Annotated in this window: 21 protein-coding genes and 1 tRNA gene; 9 read left to right on the top strand and 13 right to left on the bottom strand. The window is 69.5% G+C overall.

The annotated features are described in order from the left end of the window. The first annotated feature begins 177 nt into the window (after positions 1-177). Entirely contained in the window at positions 178-1,158 is a 981-nt protein-coding gene (locus O1W71_RS09285) for a DsbA family protein (protein WP_269267591.1), read from the top strand. Between the two features lie 63 nt (positions 1,159-1,221). Next, positions 1,222-1,297, top strand: a tRNA-Thr gene (locus tag O1W71_RS09280). Positions 1,298-1,304: 7 nt separating this feature from the next. Here the strand turns inward: O1W71_RS09280 and O1W71_RS09275 are convergent. From O1W71_RS09275 to O1W71_RS09255, 5 genes are all read right to left on the bottom strand, one after another. Then, positions 1,305-1,754, bottom strand: a complete 450-nt coding sequence (locus O1W71_RS09275; RefSeq protein WP_269267590.1) for a hypothetical protein — start codon at positions 1,752-1,754, stop codon at positions 1,305-1,307. 98 nt (positions 1,755-1,852) lie between these two features. Beyond that, positions 1,853-2,212: a hypothetical protein gene (locus O1W71_RS09270; RefSeq protein ID WP_269267589.1), complete on the bottom strand. Its 360-nt coding sequence runs from the start codon at positions 2,210-2,212 to the stop codon at positions 1,853-1,855. A 64-nt stretch (positions 2,213-2,276) separates the two neighbouring features. Further along, on the bottom strand, positions 2,277-2,594 hold the full coding sequence (locus O1W71_RS09265; RefSeq protein ID WP_269267588.1) for a hypothetical protein: 318 nt from the start codon (positions 2,592-2,594) through the stop codon (positions 2,277-2,279). Between the two features lie 78 nt (positions 2,595-2,672). After that, on the bottom strand, positions 2,673-2,948 hold the full coding sequence (locus tag O1W71_RS09260; RefSeq protein WP_112617109.1) for a hypothetical protein: 276 nt from the start codon (positions 2,946-2,948) through the stop codon (positions 2,673-2,675). Positions 2,949-2,969: 21 nt separating this feature from the next. After that, entirely contained in the window at positions 2,970-3,335 is a 366-nt protein-coding gene (locus tag O1W71_RS09255; protein ID WP_269267587.1) for a DUF7882 family protein, read from the bottom strand. Between the two features lie 195 nt (positions 3,336-3,530). On the opposite strand from O1W71_RS09255, the gene O1W71_RS09250 reads away from it, so the two are divergent. Continuing rightward, on the top strand, positions 3,531-4,484 hold the full coding sequence (locus O1W71_RS09250) for a DMT family transporter (protein WP_269267586.1): 954 nt from the start codon (positions 3,531-3,533) through the stop codon (positions 4,482-4,484). Positions 4,485-4,501: 17 nt separating this feature from the next. On the opposite strand, the gene O1W71_RS09245 is transcribed toward O1W71_RS09250, so the two are convergent. The 6 genes from O1W71_RS09245 to O1W71_RS09220 form a co-directional block, all read right to left on the bottom strand. After that, positions 4,502-5,476 (bottom strand): NAD-dependent epimerase/dehydratase family protein, encoded by a 975-nt coding sequence (locus tag O1W71_RS09245; RefSeq protein WP_269267585.1) that lies wholly within the window; start codon positions 5,474-5,476, stop codon positions 4,502-4,504. Next, entirely contained in the window at positions 5,473-8,118 is a 2,646-nt protein-coding gene (locus O1W71_RS09240) for an alpha/beta fold hydrolase (protein WP_269267584.1), read from the bottom strand. Before O1W71_RS09240 ends, O1W71_RS09245 begins: the two co-directional genes overlap by 4 nt. A gap of 8 nt (positions 8,119-8,126) precedes the next feature. Beyond that, positions 8,127-9,149 carry a 3-oxoacyl-ACP synthase III gene (locus tag O1W71_RS09235; protein ID WP_240309742.1) on the bottom strand — a complete coding sequence of 341 codons (1,023 nt, stop codon included), beginning with the start codon at positions 9,147-9,149 and terminating at the stop codon, positions 8,127-8,129. A gap of 124 nt (positions 9,150-9,273) precedes the next feature. Further along, positions 9,274-9,702, bottom strand: a complete 429-nt coding sequence (locus tag O1W71_RS09230) for an ImmA/IrrE family metallo-endopeptidase (RefSeq protein WP_269267583.1) — start codon at positions 9,700-9,702, stop codon at positions 9,274-9,276. Continuing rightward, positions 9,692-10,057, bottom strand: coding sequence for a helix-turn-helix domain-containing protein (locus O1W71_RS09225; RefSeq protein WP_269267582.1), 366 nt, complete (start codon positions 10,055-10,057; stop codon positions 9,692-9,694). The genes O1W71_RS09230 and O1W71_RS09225 overlap by 11 nt, the downstream gene beginning before the upstream one ends. A gap of 45 nt (positions 10,058-10,102) precedes the next feature. Next, positions 10,103-10,429, bottom strand: coding sequence for a helix-turn-helix domain-containing protein (locus O1W71_RS09220; RefSeq protein WP_269267581.1), 327 nt, complete (start codon positions 10,427-10,429; stop codon positions 10,103-10,105). 56 nt (positions 10,430-10,485) lie between these two features. Here O1W71_RS09220 and O1W71_RS09215 point away from each other — a divergent pair, with 56 nt between their 5' ends. Further along, positions 10,486-10,755: a helix-turn-helix domain-containing protein gene (locus O1W71_RS09215; protein WP_269267580.1), complete on the top strand. Its 270-nt coding sequence runs from the start codon at positions 10,486-10,488 to the stop codon at positions 10,753-10,755. Positions 10,756-10,762: 7 nt separating this feature from the next. Here O1W71_RS09215 and O1W71_RS09210 read toward each other — a convergent pair whose 3' ends face one another. Both O1W71_RS09210 and msrB read right to left on the bottom strand, forming a co-directional pair. Continuing rightward, complete coding sequence (locus O1W71_RS09210; RefSeq protein WP_269267579.1) at positions 10,763-11,299, bottom strand: nitroreductase family protein; 537 nt, start codon at positions 11,297-11,299, stop codon at positions 10,763-10,765. Next, the gene (msrB, locus tag O1W71_RS09205; RefSeq protein WP_269267578.1) at positions 11,296-11,703 is read right to left on the bottom strand and encodes a peptide-methionine (R)-S-oxide reductase MsrB; all 408 of its coding nucleotides are present in this window, start codon (positions 11,701-11,703) and stop codon (positions 11,296-11,298) included. The genes O1W71_RS09210 and msrB overlap by 4 nt, the downstream gene beginning before the upstream one ends. Before the next feature lie 66 nt (positions 11,704-11,769). On the opposite strand from msrB, the gene O1W71_RS09200 reads away from it, so the two are divergent. The 5 genes from O1W71_RS09200 (at position 11,770) to groL (ending at position 15,751) form a co-directional block, all read left to right on the top strand. After that, positions 11,770-12,765, top strand: coding sequence for a DUF2332 domain-containing protein (locus O1W71_RS09200; RefSeq protein ID WP_269267577.1), 996 nt, complete (start codon positions 11,770-11,772; stop codon positions 12,763-12,765). Between the two features lie 9 nt (positions 12,766-12,774). Continuing rightward, positions 12,775-13,017, top strand: a complete 243-nt coding sequence (locus O1W71_RS09195; RefSeq protein ID WP_269267576.1) for a DUF3263 domain-containing protein — start codon at positions 12,775-12,777, stop codon at positions 13,015-13,017. 29 nt (positions 13,018-13,046) lie between these two features. Next, complete coding sequence (locus tag O1W71_RS09190) at positions 13,047-13,628, top strand: LytR C-terminal domain-containing protein (protein ID WP_112617102.1); 582 nt, start codon at positions 13,047-13,049, stop codon at positions 13,626-13,628. A 124-nt stretch (positions 13,629-13,752) separates the two neighbouring features. Beyond that, entirely contained in the window at positions 13,753-13,956 is a 204-nt protein-coding gene (locus O1W71_RS09185) for a cold-shock protein (protein ID WP_023954799.1), read from the top strand. Between the two features lie 175 nt (positions 13,957-14,131). Next, entirely contained in the window at positions 14,132-15,751 is a 1,620-nt protein-coding gene (groL, locus tag O1W71_RS09180; protein WP_112617101.1) for a chaperonin GroEL, read from the top strand. The last annotated feature ends 22 nt before the right edge of the window (positions 15,752-15,773 follow it).

The following is a 15,773-nucleotide window of genomic DNA, read 5'->3' as shown; positions in this document are numbered from 1 at the left end:
TACGCCCCTCATCGGGCGCGCTCTCAGTATGGCACGGGCGCGGGCGTGCGGGAGACAACGCATTCCGGGTGGTGCTCTGGGCTTTCCCAGGCTGGCTGATTACCATCGAGTGACCCGTGAGGCCCGTCGCGAGTCGCCCCGCGCGGCCTCCTCCTTACTTCTGTTCCCCGAGGTTCCATGTCTTCTGACGACACTCCTGACGCTCCCGAATCGCCGGCAGTCATCGACCGTCGCGAGGCGGTGCGCGAGAAGGCGCTGCAGGTTCACACCCGGCAGTCGCGCGCCCGCATCGCGCGTCGCTCGGGTCTCGGGGTGCTCGCCGTCGGAGTCGTGGCAGCCGCAGCGGTGGCCGTCACCATGACCGTCTCGAGCGCCGGCAGCAAGCCGCAGCTCGAGCCCGCCACCGCGTCGGGCGACGGCTTCGTCGTCGCCGACGTCGTCAATACCTCGGTCTCCACCGACATCGCCGCCGAGACCGACGCGTCCGCGCCTGCCGAGCCCGCCCCGGATGCCGCGGCCGCGACTCCCGCCGAGGGCCTTCCTAGTCCGACCTCCACGACGGCACCGCCCGTCGAGATCCGGGTCTACGTCGACTACCTCTCCGCTGGCGCGCGCGAGTGGCAGGTCGCCAATGCGCAGCAGCTGACCTCGTGGGTCGACGACGGTGCGGTCACGCTCAGCTACTACCCGGTCGCGATGCTGACGGCGAAGTCGAACGGAACGAAGTACTCGCTCCGTGCGGCCAGCGCTGCAGCCTGCGTTGCGACGAACGCGCCCGACGCCTTCTTCGCGTTCAACAACGAACTGCTGACGCGTCAGCCCGAGGTCGACTCCGACGGCTACTCCGACACCGAGCTCGCCAACATGGCGCAGGCTTCCGGCGTCGATTCGACCCGCGTGGTCCGCGACTGCATCGAGTCGGGCTCGTACGCCGCATGGGCGAAGTCGGCGACCGAGCGCGCCGTCGCCGGCATCCCTGACACGAATGGGCTGGCGCTGACCGGTACGCCGATGGTGCTCGTCAACGGCAAGCAGTACATCGGCGACCTGAGCGACCCGGCCGAGTTCTCGCAGTTCGTGCTGACGACCGCGAGCGACGCGTACTACAAGTCCGCGCCCACCCCGACTCCGACCCCGACCGAGGCGCCCGCGTCCTGACGGGCTGCCTGCGGCCGCCGACGTTTCGGCGCCGCTCGCGTCCGTCGCTAGACTGGACGCCTTGCCGACTTGGCGCAATTGGTAGCGCACCGTACTTGTAATACGGGGGTTACGGGTTCGAGTCCCGTAGTCGGCTCCAGGCTCTCTCAGCTCGTGAGGATTCGCCCCATCACCTCGCGAGCGAGTTCCGCGGCGGTCGTCTCGTCGACGAGTGTGCCGTCGACGATCACCCACACGCCGTCGCTCATCGCGTATGCGAGAGCACTCCCGATGCCGTCCTCGAGGTCGCGGTGGAAGACGTCGACACTTGAGAAGCTGTCGTATGCGTACTCGTTCGAGGCCGTGAGCGCGGTTCGGAGCTCCTGAGCCACCGGCGGCTCCAGCAGGGCGACCTCCACGTTCACGACGCCGTCTGACATCGGGATTCCCCAGCCGCAACTCGTCGTTTCGCGGGCGCCCTCGTATGCGGCGCGAGCCAGCGGGCCGGCCAGAGCTTCAGCGCTCCACGCGATGGTGGATAGCGCACCGATTCTGGCGTCGTCGTTAGCAGCTGCACGCACCTGCTCGGTCGTCAGCATCTCGGCGCACGACGGCACGGAGACGACTGTCGGTGTCGGTGCGGATGTCGATGTCGGCCTTGGCGTCGACGGCGCGGGCTCAGCGGTGTCCTGCGGCCAGCCTCACCCTGGGTCTCTCAGATGATGTCGATCGCTCCGCCGAAGTCGTCATTCCACGACGAGAGATCGTCGGGATTCTGCGTCGCTTCGGGCTCCGATGAGAGCCGCGGATAGTCGGGATGAAGCTGCAGCCATCCGACGGCATCCTCGAAGTCGGGTTCCGGGATGTCGATGGCGGCGGGCCGGGACAGGATGTGGATGCCCGCCCCGATCACGAGGTCGACCTGCGCGGGTTCCTCCGATCCCGGTTCGATCGCGAGGATGGTGACGACTTCACTTCCCGATGTGGCGGCGACGCTCGCGGTCAGAGCCAGCAGCGCGCGGGCGACGGCGTCGCTGGTGATGAAAGTCTCGCCCCCGTACTTCACGTAACGCATCGCCGTGCACGATGCCACCGCACCCCGCGATGCGGCACGGGGTTGCCAACTCGCGCTCGGCGGGCTAACCGCGCCTGTGGTCGCTCCGACGCGTGACGGCGTTGCGCCAGACGACCGTGTTGAGCTCGCCGGCGGGGCTCATCCAATGCACCACCACGACGCGGTCGTTCCATCCGTGTGCGACGGCCGCGACTCGTTCGGCCGGCTTGTGCGGCCACGACACCCACGCCCACACTGCGGGCCGCTCCGCCGGCCACTCGAGCGGGTCGGGGCCGTAGGCCTGCATCGGGATCGTGCACGGCGGGATGCGCATGAGGACCCGCTCGGTGCGCTCGTCGGCACGGCGATCGATCGCATCGGCGTAGCGCTTGTTGGTCCCCACAGGCCGGGTTCTCCTCTCCCGGCCCGAAGACTGTCATGGCCCGACGACATCCCGACGAGATGGCGCGCGGACGCGTCGTCAGTGCTTGCGGATGTTGACGAGCTGCCAGCCCTCCGGCACCTGCGCGAAGAGCGCCTGCCGATCATCGGCCTCGATGTCGCGCAAACCGTCGCGCCGCTGATACGTCGCGGTCGCCTTCAGCTCTGTGCTGCCCTTGATCATCTGGACGGGAGCCGACACGAGGTCGAAGCCCTCCGGCGCGGCAGCCTGCGCCTGATCGCGGATCTCCTCGAGCGAGTGCCCGGCAAGTTCGACGGTGGTGTTCTCGACACGACGAATGGTGCCCACGTACATGGGACAAGCCTAAGCGTCGCGTCAGTTCAGCCCGATCATGTCGGCACGATCGTGCATCGTCACGGCATCGCGACCGCCGCGCCCGCGAGGGGTCGGCTCCGGGGTCAGGTACAGACCGCTCCCGGAATTCGCGACGGCGGTGAGCGCCTCGAGCCAGTCGCGGTTGAGCTGCGGCGAACGGTGACCGTGGTACTTGAACACCAGGTCGGCATTCTGATGGATCCAGACCGACCGCCGCCCGTCGCCAATGCTCACGTCGTCGCGCCACGTGAAGAAGAAGCACTCGTTGCGCCGCAGCTTCGACCCGATCACCTGCTGCAGGTGCGCGAGCGCGCGGTCCTCGATCTCGACTTTGGTGTTGCCGTTGCCATAGATGAATCGCCCCATGATGGTCCCCGAGAAGAACGATTCGCGGGTCGGCCGCCGCACCGAGGGGGGATGTGCGACGTGCGGACCAGACCCGCGAACCGTTCCCCGTTCTCCTTCTCCACGGTCCCGGTTCGTCCTGCGAGCGTCAAGAGGGGGCGGATGCAGTGCTCGCGGGTTCGTGGCGTGCGGCGCTCCTGATGCACTATTGACCCAGTGACCGATCAGACTCGACCCCCGGCTCTGCCGCTCGGAGCGGCGATCGCCGCGACGGTGTTCATCGGCGTCCTCACCGCCGTTCAAGCGCGCATCAACGGCGCGCTCGGCGCAGCGATCGGTGACGGGTTCGTCGCGGCATCCATCTCGTTCGGAAGCGGGCTGGTGCTCATCCTCGCGATCACCCTGCTGGCTCCCAGCGGGCGGCGGGGACTCCGTCTCCTGATCGCGGGGGCGGGGCGCGGCATCCCCACCTGGATGCTGCTGGGCGGCCTCGCGGGCGCCGTCACGGTCGCCACGCAGGGACTCACCGTCGCCACGATCGGAGTCGCGCTCTTCACCGTCGGGTTGGTCGCCGGCCAGACGGCGGGCGGACTGGTACTTGACCGCGTCGGGTACGGACCCGCCGGGGTGGTCGCCGTGACCGTGCCCCGCCTGGTCGGGGGACTGCTCGCGATCGTCGGCGTTGTGCTGTGCGCGCTCGGTCAGCGGGGTGAGCCGGTCGCGTGGTGGATGCTGGCGCTGCCGCTCATCGCCGGAGCCGGCATCGCCTGGCAGCAGGGCACCAACGGGCGCCTGCGCCAGGAGCTCGGCAGCCCGTTGTCGACGACGGTCGTGAACTTCACGGGCGGCTCCATCGCGCTGGGCATCGCGGCTGCGGTGAGCGTGACGGTCAACGGGATGCCCGCGGCGCTGCCGTCCGAGCCCTGGATGTACCTGGGCGGCGCGATGGGGGTCGTCTACATCGTCATCTCGGCCGCGCTGGTGAAGCGCACCGGGGTACTGCTCCTGGGCCTCGGATCGGTCGTGGGGCTGCTCGCCGCATCGATCGTCCTCGATGCGATCGCGCCGCCTCCGGCCGGACCGTCGCTGCTGGCCGCTACGGTCGCGGCCGGTGTGGCCTTCGTCGGCGTGGTCATCGCCGTCGTACCGTGGCGGCGCCGAGTCCGCTGAGGTGTGATGGGCGTGACTCAGCGACGAGCGGCGTAGTGCTCCGCGAGGCGCGCGAGGCCCTCATCGATCGAGACGGTCGGCGCCCACTGCAGGTCCCGCCGGATGTCGGTCTGATCGAACCAGTGCGCGGTCGACAGCTGTTCGGCGAGGAAACGCGTCATCGGCGGCTCGTCGGCGCCGGGACGCACCTCCCAGACCTTCTCCACGGCGGCTCCCGCCGCACGCGCGACGGCAGCCGGTAGGCGCAGCTTCGGCTCGGGGGCTCCCGCCGCGCGGCAGATGCCGGCCATCAGGTCGCCCACGGGCCGCGGTTCGCCGTTGGTGAGCACGTAGGCGCGACCGCCGACGGCATCCGCCCGGTGCAGCGCCGCGACGATGCCGGAGGCGGCGTTGTCGACGTACGTGGTGTCGATCAGCGCCGTGCCGCCGTTGAGGAGGGGCAGGGTGCGCCGCCGCGCGCGAGCGATGATGCGCTCGATGAGCTGCGGGTCGCCCGGCCCCCACACCAGATGCGGCCGCACCGCGACGACGTGCATGGCTGCGCTGTCGCGGCTCAGCGCGATGAGCTCGGCCTCCGCCTTCGTGCGCGCGTATTGGCCGCGCGCGCGGACGGGGTCGGCCGGGTCGGTCCCCGCTCCCGCGAGCGCAGACCCGGCATGGGCGACCGATGGTGAGGAGACCTGAACGAAGCGCGCCACGCCGGCTGCCGCCGCGGCGTCGAGGAGGGTCGTCGTGCCACCGACGTTGACGTCGTGGAACTCGCGCCGGTCACCGGCGAGCGACACCTTCGCGGCGAGGTGGACGACGGCATCGGCGCCCGCCACCGCATCCGACACGGTCGTCGCATCCGTGACGGATCCCCGGACGTCGTGCGCCCCGGCGACACCCGAGGGGCGACGCTGCAGCGTCCGCACCTCATGTCCGGCGGAGATCAGCTCGGCGACGACGGCGCGACCGAGGAATCCGGATGCACCGGTGGCGAGGACGATCACGGCGCGCTCGGCTTCTCGCCCGCGAGCACGCGCTCGGCCCAGGCCGCCAGGCGCGATCGGTCGATCTTGGAGTTGTGACGGATGTCGGTCGGCAGCGCCGGGACGACGAGCGCCGCAGCGACGGGCGTGTCGGATGCCGCGCGGATGCGCTCGGCCAAATCCGACGGTGCGAGGCCCGGCCGACGCGCGCCGGGCGTCGTCTCGACGACCGCGACGCAGACCTGGCGGCCGCGCGGTCCGACCCCGACGATCGCGGCACGGCGAACGTCGTCGATGCTCTCGATCTGCTGCTCGGGACCGACGGGCGTCACGGGGCCGTCGGTCGTGACGATGACGTGGGGGAGCCGCCCCTCGACCCAGAGCCTGCCTTCGCCGTCGAGGTGGCCGACATCGCCGGTGCGATGCCAGCGTCCCGGATGCGCCTGAGTGCCGCGTACGGCATCGCGGTCGGTAGCCCAGAGGCGGTGATATCCGCGCTTGAGGTGCGGTGCCGAGACGACGATCTCACCCGTCACGTGCGGCATGTCGGACAGATCGCCCGTTGCGCGCCCATCGTCGTCGAGAGCCGAGATGCGCACCGTGCCCGATCCGATCGGCGTGCCGACGCAGACCCCGGCGTCGGGTGCCTGCTGTGCGCTCTCGAGCTCGCCGAGGGTGACGTCGGTGACGAGCAGGCACTCGGTCATGCCGTACGGCGTATGCGCCGCGGCGGCGGGCATGAGCTGGTGCGCCTGACGCAGGAGATCGATGCTCACCGGCGCGCCGGTCGAGAGGAACGTCCGGACCTGCGCGAGCGCTGCGCGATCGTCAGGAGTGAGGGCGTCGGCTGTGGCGCAGACGTTCGCGACGGCAGCGGGGGAAAGGAACACGATTCGCGCACGCGAGGCGCGCACGGCTTCGGCGACGGCGGAGGCCGTGAGGGTGCGCGGTGCCGAGACGTCCATGCGCGGCGTCGCCGAGCGCGTGCCGAGCGCGGGCCCGAGCAGCGCGAACGGAGCGAAGCCCGTGACCAGTCCGACGTCCGGGGTGACGTCGAAGTGCGCCCCCAGGGTGTCGCGCAGCGCGGCCAGCTGCGCGTGCGTATAGACGACGCCCTTCGCCGGTCCCGTCGAACCCGACGTGAAGAGGATGGCCGCCTCGTCGTGCGCGCTCGGGGGTGCCGGAACGGTGGCACGCGACCCGGAAGCCGCGATCTCGGCCAGACTCGCCTCGACGCCGAGCGCGCGCGCTGCCGGCGCCGGGAGGTTCGGCGCCGAGATGCGTCGGCCGGGCCATCCGAGTGCGCGGGCCGCTGCGAGGCCCGCCTGCTCGCCGATGACGAAAGCGGGCTCGGTGCCGCGAACGGCCCGCGAGAGTCCGCGAATGCCCAGCCCCCGGTCCGCGACGACCACGACGGCACCGATGCGAAGGCATGCGTAGAGCACGGCTGTCAGGGTCGGGCCGGGTTGGACCAGGAGCGAGACGCGGTCTCCGGTACGGATTCCGAACGCCGCGAATCCGGCGGCGAGCTGGTCGACGCGCTGCGCGAGCTCGTTCCAGCTCACATCGAGCGGTTCGCCGCCGACCCGACGGGTGAGGTCGACTACGGCGGTGTCACCGTCGTCGCGCCGGTCGTACAGTCGCTGCCAGATCGGAACGAACGGCTGAGCGTCGTCGTGCGCGTTCTCCTCCTCGGCGCGGATGCCGCGGTCGACGGGGTCGCCGCCGGACAGGCCCTTGTCGTCGAGCCAGTCGAGCACCAGCTCTGCGTACGGTCGTTCCTCGGCGAGCATGTGACCGGCGCCTTCGAAACGGTGGACGTCGGCGTGCGGGAGGCGACGCGCGAGATCGTCGAGGTGGTGCTCGCCGAAGACGGGGTCGCGCGGTCCGCGCAGCAGCAGGGCGGGCACGGTGAGGTCGACGAGACCGCCCGCGAGCTCATCGAGCGCCGGCGTGCTCGGGTGGTCGGGAGTCGCGGGAATGTCGGCGACGAAAGCGCCGATGCCCCGGCGGAGCTCGCTCGACGCGTAGGGTGCCCGGTAGGCGGCGCGCACGTCGGGCGCGAGCGGGGGATCGGCCAGCGCGAGGGTCGTGTCGAGGAACGCGGTCGTCTTGACCGTCGTGGTTGCCAGCAGCGATCGGGCTCCCGCGACGCGCAGCGCCGAGGGCAGCGGCATTCCGGCCGGGTGGTGCACAGCCGTGTTGAGCACGGCGACGGCGTCGACCCGGCCACGATTGCGCACGGCCCACCCGAGAGAGACCGGGCCGCCCCAGTCGTGTCCGAGAGTGACGAGGGTGCCGGTGATGTCGAGGTCGTCGATGATCGCACCGAGGTCGGCGATGCGCTGCGGCAGGCCTCTCGTCAGCGACGTCCGTTCGGAGTAGCCCATCTCGAGCTGGTCGACGGCGACGATCCGCCAGGCCGGCCGGCCGGCCCGTGCGCGCTGCAGCGACGCAGCGACGAGCCCGCGCCAGAGATACGACCAGGTCGGGTTGCCGTGCACGGCGACGATCGTCCCGACGGGCGTGATTCCTTCGCGCGCGAGCAGCGGGGCGGTGTCGAGCAGGTGCCAGCGGCGCTGCGACCCGGCGTCGGCGCTGACACCGGTGACGACGCGGGTCGTCGATACGTTGCTCTCTACTCCGGGCAGCTCCCGCGGCACCGAGGGGATCACCAGGCGAGCTCCAGCATGCTGGTGTTCAGGCCCGACCCGACCCCCATCAGCAGGACCCGGTCGCCACGCTGCAACGTCGACTTCTCCGCATCGAGGGTGATCGGGATGGACGCCGGTCCGACGTTGCCCAGGTGAGGGTAGGTCACCGGCACACGACGCCGGTCGAGACCGACCGCCTTGACGATCGCGTTGGTGTGCACGGACGAGACCTGATGCGTGATGTAGCGGTCGATCGTCGACCACGAAAAGGTCGACTGCGCTTCCTTCCACGCATCGACGACGAGCGCGAGCCCGCCTTTCAGGAGCGCTTTGGCGTCGGTGAACATCCCGTCGACGCTGCCGACGCACAGCTCGTGGAACTGCGTGGCCGCGCGGGTGACGCCACCGACGATCCGGTGCCCGCCGGGGTTCTCGCTCGCCCGCCCCAGCACGGCCGCGGCGGCGCCGGAGCCGAGCGTGAGCGACGCGAACTCGCTCATGAAGCCGTCGCGGCCGAGACCGCCGCGATTGAGTCGCTCGACGGTGTTGACCTGGATCTCGTCGGCATCCTCGCCGTTGACGATGATCGCGTAGTCGATCTGGCCCGACTGGATCATGCCCGACGCGAGGCTCATGCCGTTGATGAATCCGAGGCAGGCGTTGGCCACGTCGAAGTTGATGGCCGAGGTGGGCAGGCCGAGCCCATGGTGCAGTCGCACCGCGACCGACGGCTCGAGATGCTTGCGCGACACGGAGGTGTTGATGAGCAGCCCGATCTGATCCGGGCGCACACCCGCCTCGTCGAGCGCTCGCCGACCGGCCTGGATCGTCGCGTCGTCGGACGACTCGCCCGCCGCCCAATTGCGTCGCTCGTTCACGCCGGCGACGCGTCGCAGCAGTCCGGGCTTGAGCTTCAGCTGACGCAGCACATCCGACAGCCGCTCCTCTATCGCGTCTGACGGGGTGATGCGGGAGGGGAGGACACTCGCCACCGAGAGGAGGGCGACGTCGTCGTAACGAGTGGTGGCGTTTCCGTGCAATGCGACTCCCGCGGTGTCTCCGGTGGCCAGCGGCTTCTGCCTCCGACCCGCGCTCGAGGCGCCTCCGGGCATCCCTCGATTTTACGTCTCGACTCATGCGGTCGGCTGCATGCGGATCGCTGTGCTACCGCGGCGCGCCCGTCGGAATGTCCGGCATACGAAGGGTGCGAGGATGCCGGAGCGTGCGTTGGAAGGCCCGGATGAGGTCGACGGTCACATCGAGCTCGAGGGCCATCGCATCCACGTGTCCGTCGTGAATGCTCTCGGCGCGCGCGTAGTCGTCGACGGACACCAGCATCCGCGCCGCCCATTCGTCGGCTCTCGCCTCCTGCCGTTCGGCGTGGTGCGGGTCGCGAAGCGGCACATCACCGTGGACGGCATGGGCGCACTCGTGCGCCAGCACCGACCGATAGAGGCGTCGGGCCATTCCCGGCCGGAGCCGGACGATACGGAGCCCGTGCTCGTACTCTCCGTCGCGATCGGGAGGCAGGTCGGTGATGGTCAGGCGTACGCCGAGAAGATCAAGTGTGTCGAGAAGTTCGTCATCCGTCACCGTCGTCCCCTCCGCGGTCATCGTGTGGCGCTTTGGCCACCGCCCGCTCAGTATTGCGTGAGGGTCCGACATCGATGCGACGGATGGGGGAGCCGTCGCGGGTCCGGCGCGACTGCTGGCCCGGTACGACGACGACCTGGGTGATGGGGATGCCGACGGCGCGGCAGACCGCGTCGAGCTGGTCGATCGTGAACACCTTCTTGACAGCGAGGACGCGCGACAACTGCGAGGCCGACATGCCCGCTTGGGCGGCGACGTCGGTCTGCCGCAGTCCGCGGCGTGCGATCTCGGTCGCCAGCAGCTTCGCGACGTGATGACTGAGCGGGCCGGGTTCCGGGGTCTTTCCTGAGGGCACATGCCCAGTTTGGCGGAGTTGTCGTCATCGTGCCGCGTTACCTCCTCAACCGTCACCGTCGTCGGCTCCGCGGTCTTCCTGCGGTGCCTTGGCTACGGCGACGTCGACGGCCCCGCCGCCGGGCCACTTCCGTTGACCGGGCATGACGACGACCTGCCCGATGGGGATGCCGACGGCGCGGCACACCGCGTCGAGCTGATCGATCGTGAAGACCTTCTTCGCGGCGAGGACGCGAGACAGCTGCGAGGCCGACATGCCGGCTCGGGCGGCGACTTCGGCCTGCCGCAACCCGCGACGAGCGATCTCTCCGAGCAGCGCATCTGCGACGTGGCGACTGAGCGGGCCGGGGTTCGGCGTTCTTCCTGTGGGCACGTGCCAAGTTTGGCGCAACTATTGCCATGTGGCAAGAGTGTCAATAGTGTTGCCATATGGCAGACGGCTTGCTAAGCGCTCGAGTGGCTCGGTCCATCCGTGCAGTTCTCGCGGATGAGCGATTGACGCAGGAATGGCTGGCGGAGGCGAGCGGAATTCCGATGCGAACGCTCGCCCGCCGCCTGCATGTTCGGCAGCCGTCGGCGATGTCGATCGAAGAGCTGGCGCGGATCTCGGCAGCGCTCGACGTCGACATCGCCGACCTCCTCGACGAAAGCCGGCTGTCGGCACGCAGGCTCGGATCCCGCTTGCACCCTCCGACCTGAGGCCGATTCAGGGCATCGGGCTCAGAAACGCCTCGCCGTCGATCGACTTGCGGCGCCCGGAATCGCGATCGACGGGCTTGCCGCCGACGTAGAGCCACCCGAGCAGCTCTTCGCGCTTGCCGAGCTTGTGCGCCTTAGCGACCGGCTTGGAGCGCGTCGCGCCTCCCGTGCGCCAGAACACGCCCCACCCGGCCTCGTCGAGCAGCAGGCTCAGCATGTGAGCGACACCGGATGCCACAGCCTCTTGCTCCCAGCGCGGAACCTTGGTCTTCTTGCTGTAGCTCGCGACGACCGCGATGAGCAGGGGAGCGCGCAGCGGCTTCGTTGAGACGCCGCGCTTACCCTCGGCCTTGGCGAGTGCCCGGCCCAGCCGGTCGCGCCCCTCGCCTCGGATTTCGATGAGTCGCCAGGGGCGCAACGAGGAATGGTCGGCGACACGGCCGGCGGCCGACACCAGCCGCGCGAGTTCGTCGTGCGTCGGCGCGGCGTCGGTGACCTTCGACCACGATCTCCGCGCACTGGCGGCCTCGAAGGCTCCGGTCACTTCTCCTGCTCGGGAGTGAACGACAGTGACAGCGAGTTCATGCAGTAGCGGTCTCCGGTGGGCGTGCCGAAACCGTCGGGGAAGACGTGCCCCAGGTGCGAACCGCAGTTCGCGCAGCGCACTTCCGTGCGCACCATGCCGTGCGAGCGGTCCTCGATCAGCTCGACGGCCTCGGGGCGCACCGACTCGTAGAAGCTCGGCCAACCGCAGTGCGAGTCGAACTTCGTGCCGCTCTGGAACAGCTCGGAACCGCAGGCGGCGCAGGTGTACAGGCCCGCGCGGCTCTCATCGAGCAGTTCTCCCGTCCAGGCACGCTCGGTACCAGCCTGGCGCAGCACGGCGTACTGCTCGGGGGTGAGCTCTTCGCGCCACTGCTCGTCGGTCTTGTTCACGGAATAGGTCATGTCTGCTCCTTCGCCTCGTCCTATTCAACTCGACCCGGGCGGTTGATGTTCCCTGAGAATGGCTTCATGTCCGACGAGTACGCCGCCGTGATCGAGCGATATCGGCGCTTCGCCGTCGACGAGGCGCCCGGACGCTCCGACCTCTACGCGGCATGGGCGCGTCGCGTCGTCGAAGACCGAGACCTCCAGCACGTGCTCTCGCGGCTTCCCGCGAACCGCCGCCAGCCGCCGCTGGTGTTCGCGGTCTGCCGCCTGCTGGGTTCCGGCGACGTGGATTCATCGTCGTGGGCATCGTGGGTGCTCGCCCACGCCGACGCCGTCGTCACGGAGACCCTCGTCCGCTCGGTGCAGACGAACGAGCCGCTCCGTTGTGCGGCGCTTCTTCCGACGCTGTCGCGCGTCGCCGGGCCGATCGCGCTGCTCGAAGTGGGAGCCAGTGCCGGACTGTGCCTGTATCCCGACCGCTACTCGTATCGGTACGTGGGCGACGACGGCGAGACGCGCCTCGATCCGCGTGCGGGGGCGTCTGCGGTCGAGCTGACGAGCGCGGTGAGGGGCGCACGGATGCCGCGCGTGCGGCATCCCGAGATCGTCTGGCGCGCCGGCATCGATCTCGCCCCGTTGGACGTGCGCGATCCCCGCGACGTCGACTGGCTGACGCGCCTGGTGTGGCCGGGCGAGAGCGGGCGGGCGGAGCGCATCCGAGCGGCGGCGGCTGTCGCGGCATCCGACCCGCCCCTTCTGTTCGCCGGCGACGCGTACGACCTTCTTCCGGACGTGGCAGCGCTCGCCCCGGCCGACGCGACGCTCGTGATCACCACGCCCGGGGTGCTCGTGCACATCCCGCGGGAACGACGCGCGGGCGTGGTCACGCGTGCGCGCGGACTGGGGCGCTGGCTGACGATCGACGAGCCCGCCACCCATGACGGCTGGGCGGGCGGTGCTCCCTCCGGCTGGCGCGACGGCTTCGCGGTCGCCCTCGACGGGGAGATCGACGCTGCGGCCGACCCGCTCGGGCGATGGTGGGAGTGGCGTCCCGGCTCCGAGCGCGCGCGGTCGTAGCGTGGAGATGTGGCACTTTCCGAACGCGACCGCTCGATCCTCGATTTCGAGGCGCGTTGGGGTGCTCACAGCGGCGCGAAAGAAGAGGCCGTTCGCGAAGAGCTCGCGCTGAGCCCTGCGCGGTACTACCAGCTGCTCGGGCGGATCATCGAGTCGGTCGACGCGGTGTCGCACGACCCCCTGCTCGTGCACCGCCTGCGGCGCATGCGTGCAGCGGCCGAGCGCTCGCGCGCCGACCGCGCGGCCATGTGACGCGAAGCTTCGGCAGATAGCATTCCTCCGTGCCGACAACGACATACCCGAAAGACCGCTTCGACGAGCTGCCCGCCGACACCACCCGCGTCGGCGCCCACCGGGCCGAGAACCCCCGGCTGCGTGCCGGCGTGCTCCTGGTCTGGGCTGCCGTCGCGGTCCTCGTCCTGGTGGCGGCGGGCGTCCTCGGCACGATGATCGTCACCGGTCGCATCGGGCTGTTCCCGGCGGCGCCCACGGCGACGTCCGTGGTCGAGGCTCCCGTCGAGGCCGATCCGGTCGTCGACACCTCGTATCCCGTCCTGATCCTCAACGCGACGTCGGAACGCGGACTGGCGACCGCCCTCCGCGACACCGTCGTCGGTGCCGGATGGAACTCGGATGTCGTCGACGCGGGTGACGCCAGCACTCATGACTTCGCGACGACCACGATCTTCTACGTCCATGCGGAGGACGAGGGTGCCGCGCGGGGCCTCGCCCAAGTGATTGGCGGAGCGGACGTGGAGATGAGCGAGGCCTATGCAGGCCCGGACGGCGCGGACGGGGAGCCCAGCAAGCAGCTCACCGTGGTCGTCGGCGAGGACCGCGCGGGCGGTGGCGGCGAGGGCTGACGACCGGGCGTGTTTCATGCTCGTGAAATTCTCGATGCGGCCGTGTCAACAGTGACCGGAAGCGCCGGATCCGGCGGAACGCCCTGCATACGATGACGCTGTCGCACAGCATCAGGAGATTCGCATGACACAGGGCACCGTCAAGTGGTTCAACGCCGAGAAGGGTTTCGGCTTCATCACCGTGAACGAAGGGCAGGACGTCTTCGTCCACTACTCCAACATCGAGATGAGCGGCTTCCGCGTGCTCGAAGAGGGGCAGGCGGTCGAGTTCACCGTGGGGACGGGGCAGAAGGGTCCGCAAGCGGAATCGGTGCGCGTCGTCGCCTGAATCGCAACACTCCACGGAGCGCACCGCCATCGCGGTGCGCTCCGTCGTTTCCCCGGGTCGCGTCACCGACCACGCGGCTTGCACTCCCCATGGGCGAGTGCCAGAATGGCTTTAGCACTCACGTTCATCGAGTGCTAAAGACTGTTCTCCACCGTCCGGGAGGGACGACACACACATGGCAAAGATCATCGCTTTCGACGAGGAGGCCCGCCGCGGCCTCGAGCGCGGCCTGAACACGCTGGCCGACGCCGTCAAGGTGACGCTCGGCCCGCGCGGTCGCAACGTCGTGCTCGAAAAGAAGTGGGGCGCCCCCACCATCACGAACGATGGCGTCTCGATCGCCAAGGAGATCGAGCTCGACGACCCGTACGAGAAGATCGGTGCGGAGCTCGTCAAGGAGGTCGCCAAGAAGACCGACGACGTCGCCGGTGACGGAACGACCACCGCGACCGTCCTCGCTCAGGCGCTCGTCCGCGAAGGCCTGCGCAACGTCGCAGCCGGCGCCGACCCCATCTCGCTCAAGAAGGGCATCGAGAAGGCCGTCAAGGCCATCACCGACCAGCTCCTCGCTGACGCCAAGGAGGTCGAGTCGAAGGAGCAGATCGCTGCCACCGCTTCGATCTCGGCTGCTGACGCCTCGATCGGCGAGCTGATCGCCGAGGCCATCGACAAGGTCGGCAAGGAGGGCGTCGTCACCGTCGAGGAGTCGAACACCTTCGGCACCGAGCTCGAGCTCACCGAGGGCATGCGCTTCGACAAGGGTTACATCAACCCCTACTTCGTCACGGACCCGGAGCGCCAGGAGGCCGTCTTCGAGGACCCGTACATCCTCATCGCGAACCAGAAGATCTCGAACATCAAGGACCTTCTGCCCATCGTCGACAAGGTGATCCAGGAGGGCAAGGAGCTCCTCATCATCGCCGAGGACGTCGAGGGCGAGGCTCTCGCGACGCTGGTCCTCAACAAGATCCGCGGCATCTTCAAGTCGGCTGCCGTCAAGGCTCCCGGCTTCGGCGACCGTCGCAAGGCTCAGCTGCAGGACATCGCGATCCTCACCGGCGGCCAGGTCATCACCGAAGAGGTGGGCCTCAAGCTCGAGAACGCCACCGTCGACCTGCTCGGCCGTGCGCGCAAGGTCATCATCACGAAGGACGAGACCACGATCGTCGAGGGTGCCGGTGACTCGGCTCAGCTCGAGGGCCGCGTGACCCAGATCCGTCGCGAGATCGACAACACCGACAGTGACTACGACCGCGAGAAGCTCCAGGAGCGCCTCGCGAAGCTCGCCGGTGGCGTCGCCGTCATCAAGGCCGGAGCTGCGACCGAGGTCGAGCTCAAGGAGCGCAAGCACCGCATCGAGGACGCCGTCCGCAACGCCAAGGCAGCTGTGGAAGAGGGTGTCGTCGCCGGTGGTGGTGTCGCGCTCATCCAGGCCGGCAAGAACGCGTTCAGCGGTCTCGAGCTCTCGGGCGACGAGGCGACCGGTGCGAACATCGTCAAGGTCGCGATCGAGGCTCCTCTGAAGCAGATCGCTCTGAACGCCGGCCTCGAGCCGGGCGTCGTCGCCAACAAGGTGGCCGAGCTCGAGATCGGACACGGCCTGAACGCCGCGACCGGCGAGTACGGCAACCTGTTCGAGCAGGGCATCATCGACCCGGCCAAGGTGACGCGCTCCGCGCTGCAGAACGCCGCGTCGATCGCGGGCCTGTTCCTCACGACCGAGGCGGTCGTGGCGGACAAGCCGGAGAAGACCCCGGCTCCCGCGGGCGACCCCACGGGTGGCATGGACTTCTGATCCATCGCATACAGAACGGCCC

Source organism: Microbacterium sp. H37-C3, from assembly GCF_027157935.1.
Taxonomy (GTDB): domain Bacteria; phylum Actinomycetota; class Actinomycetes; order Actinomycetales; family Microbacteriaceae; genus Microbacterium; species Microbacterium plantarum.
The sequence above is the reverse complement of the archived record's forward strand: the minus strand, read 5'-3'. Positions and strand labels throughout refer to the sequence as shown.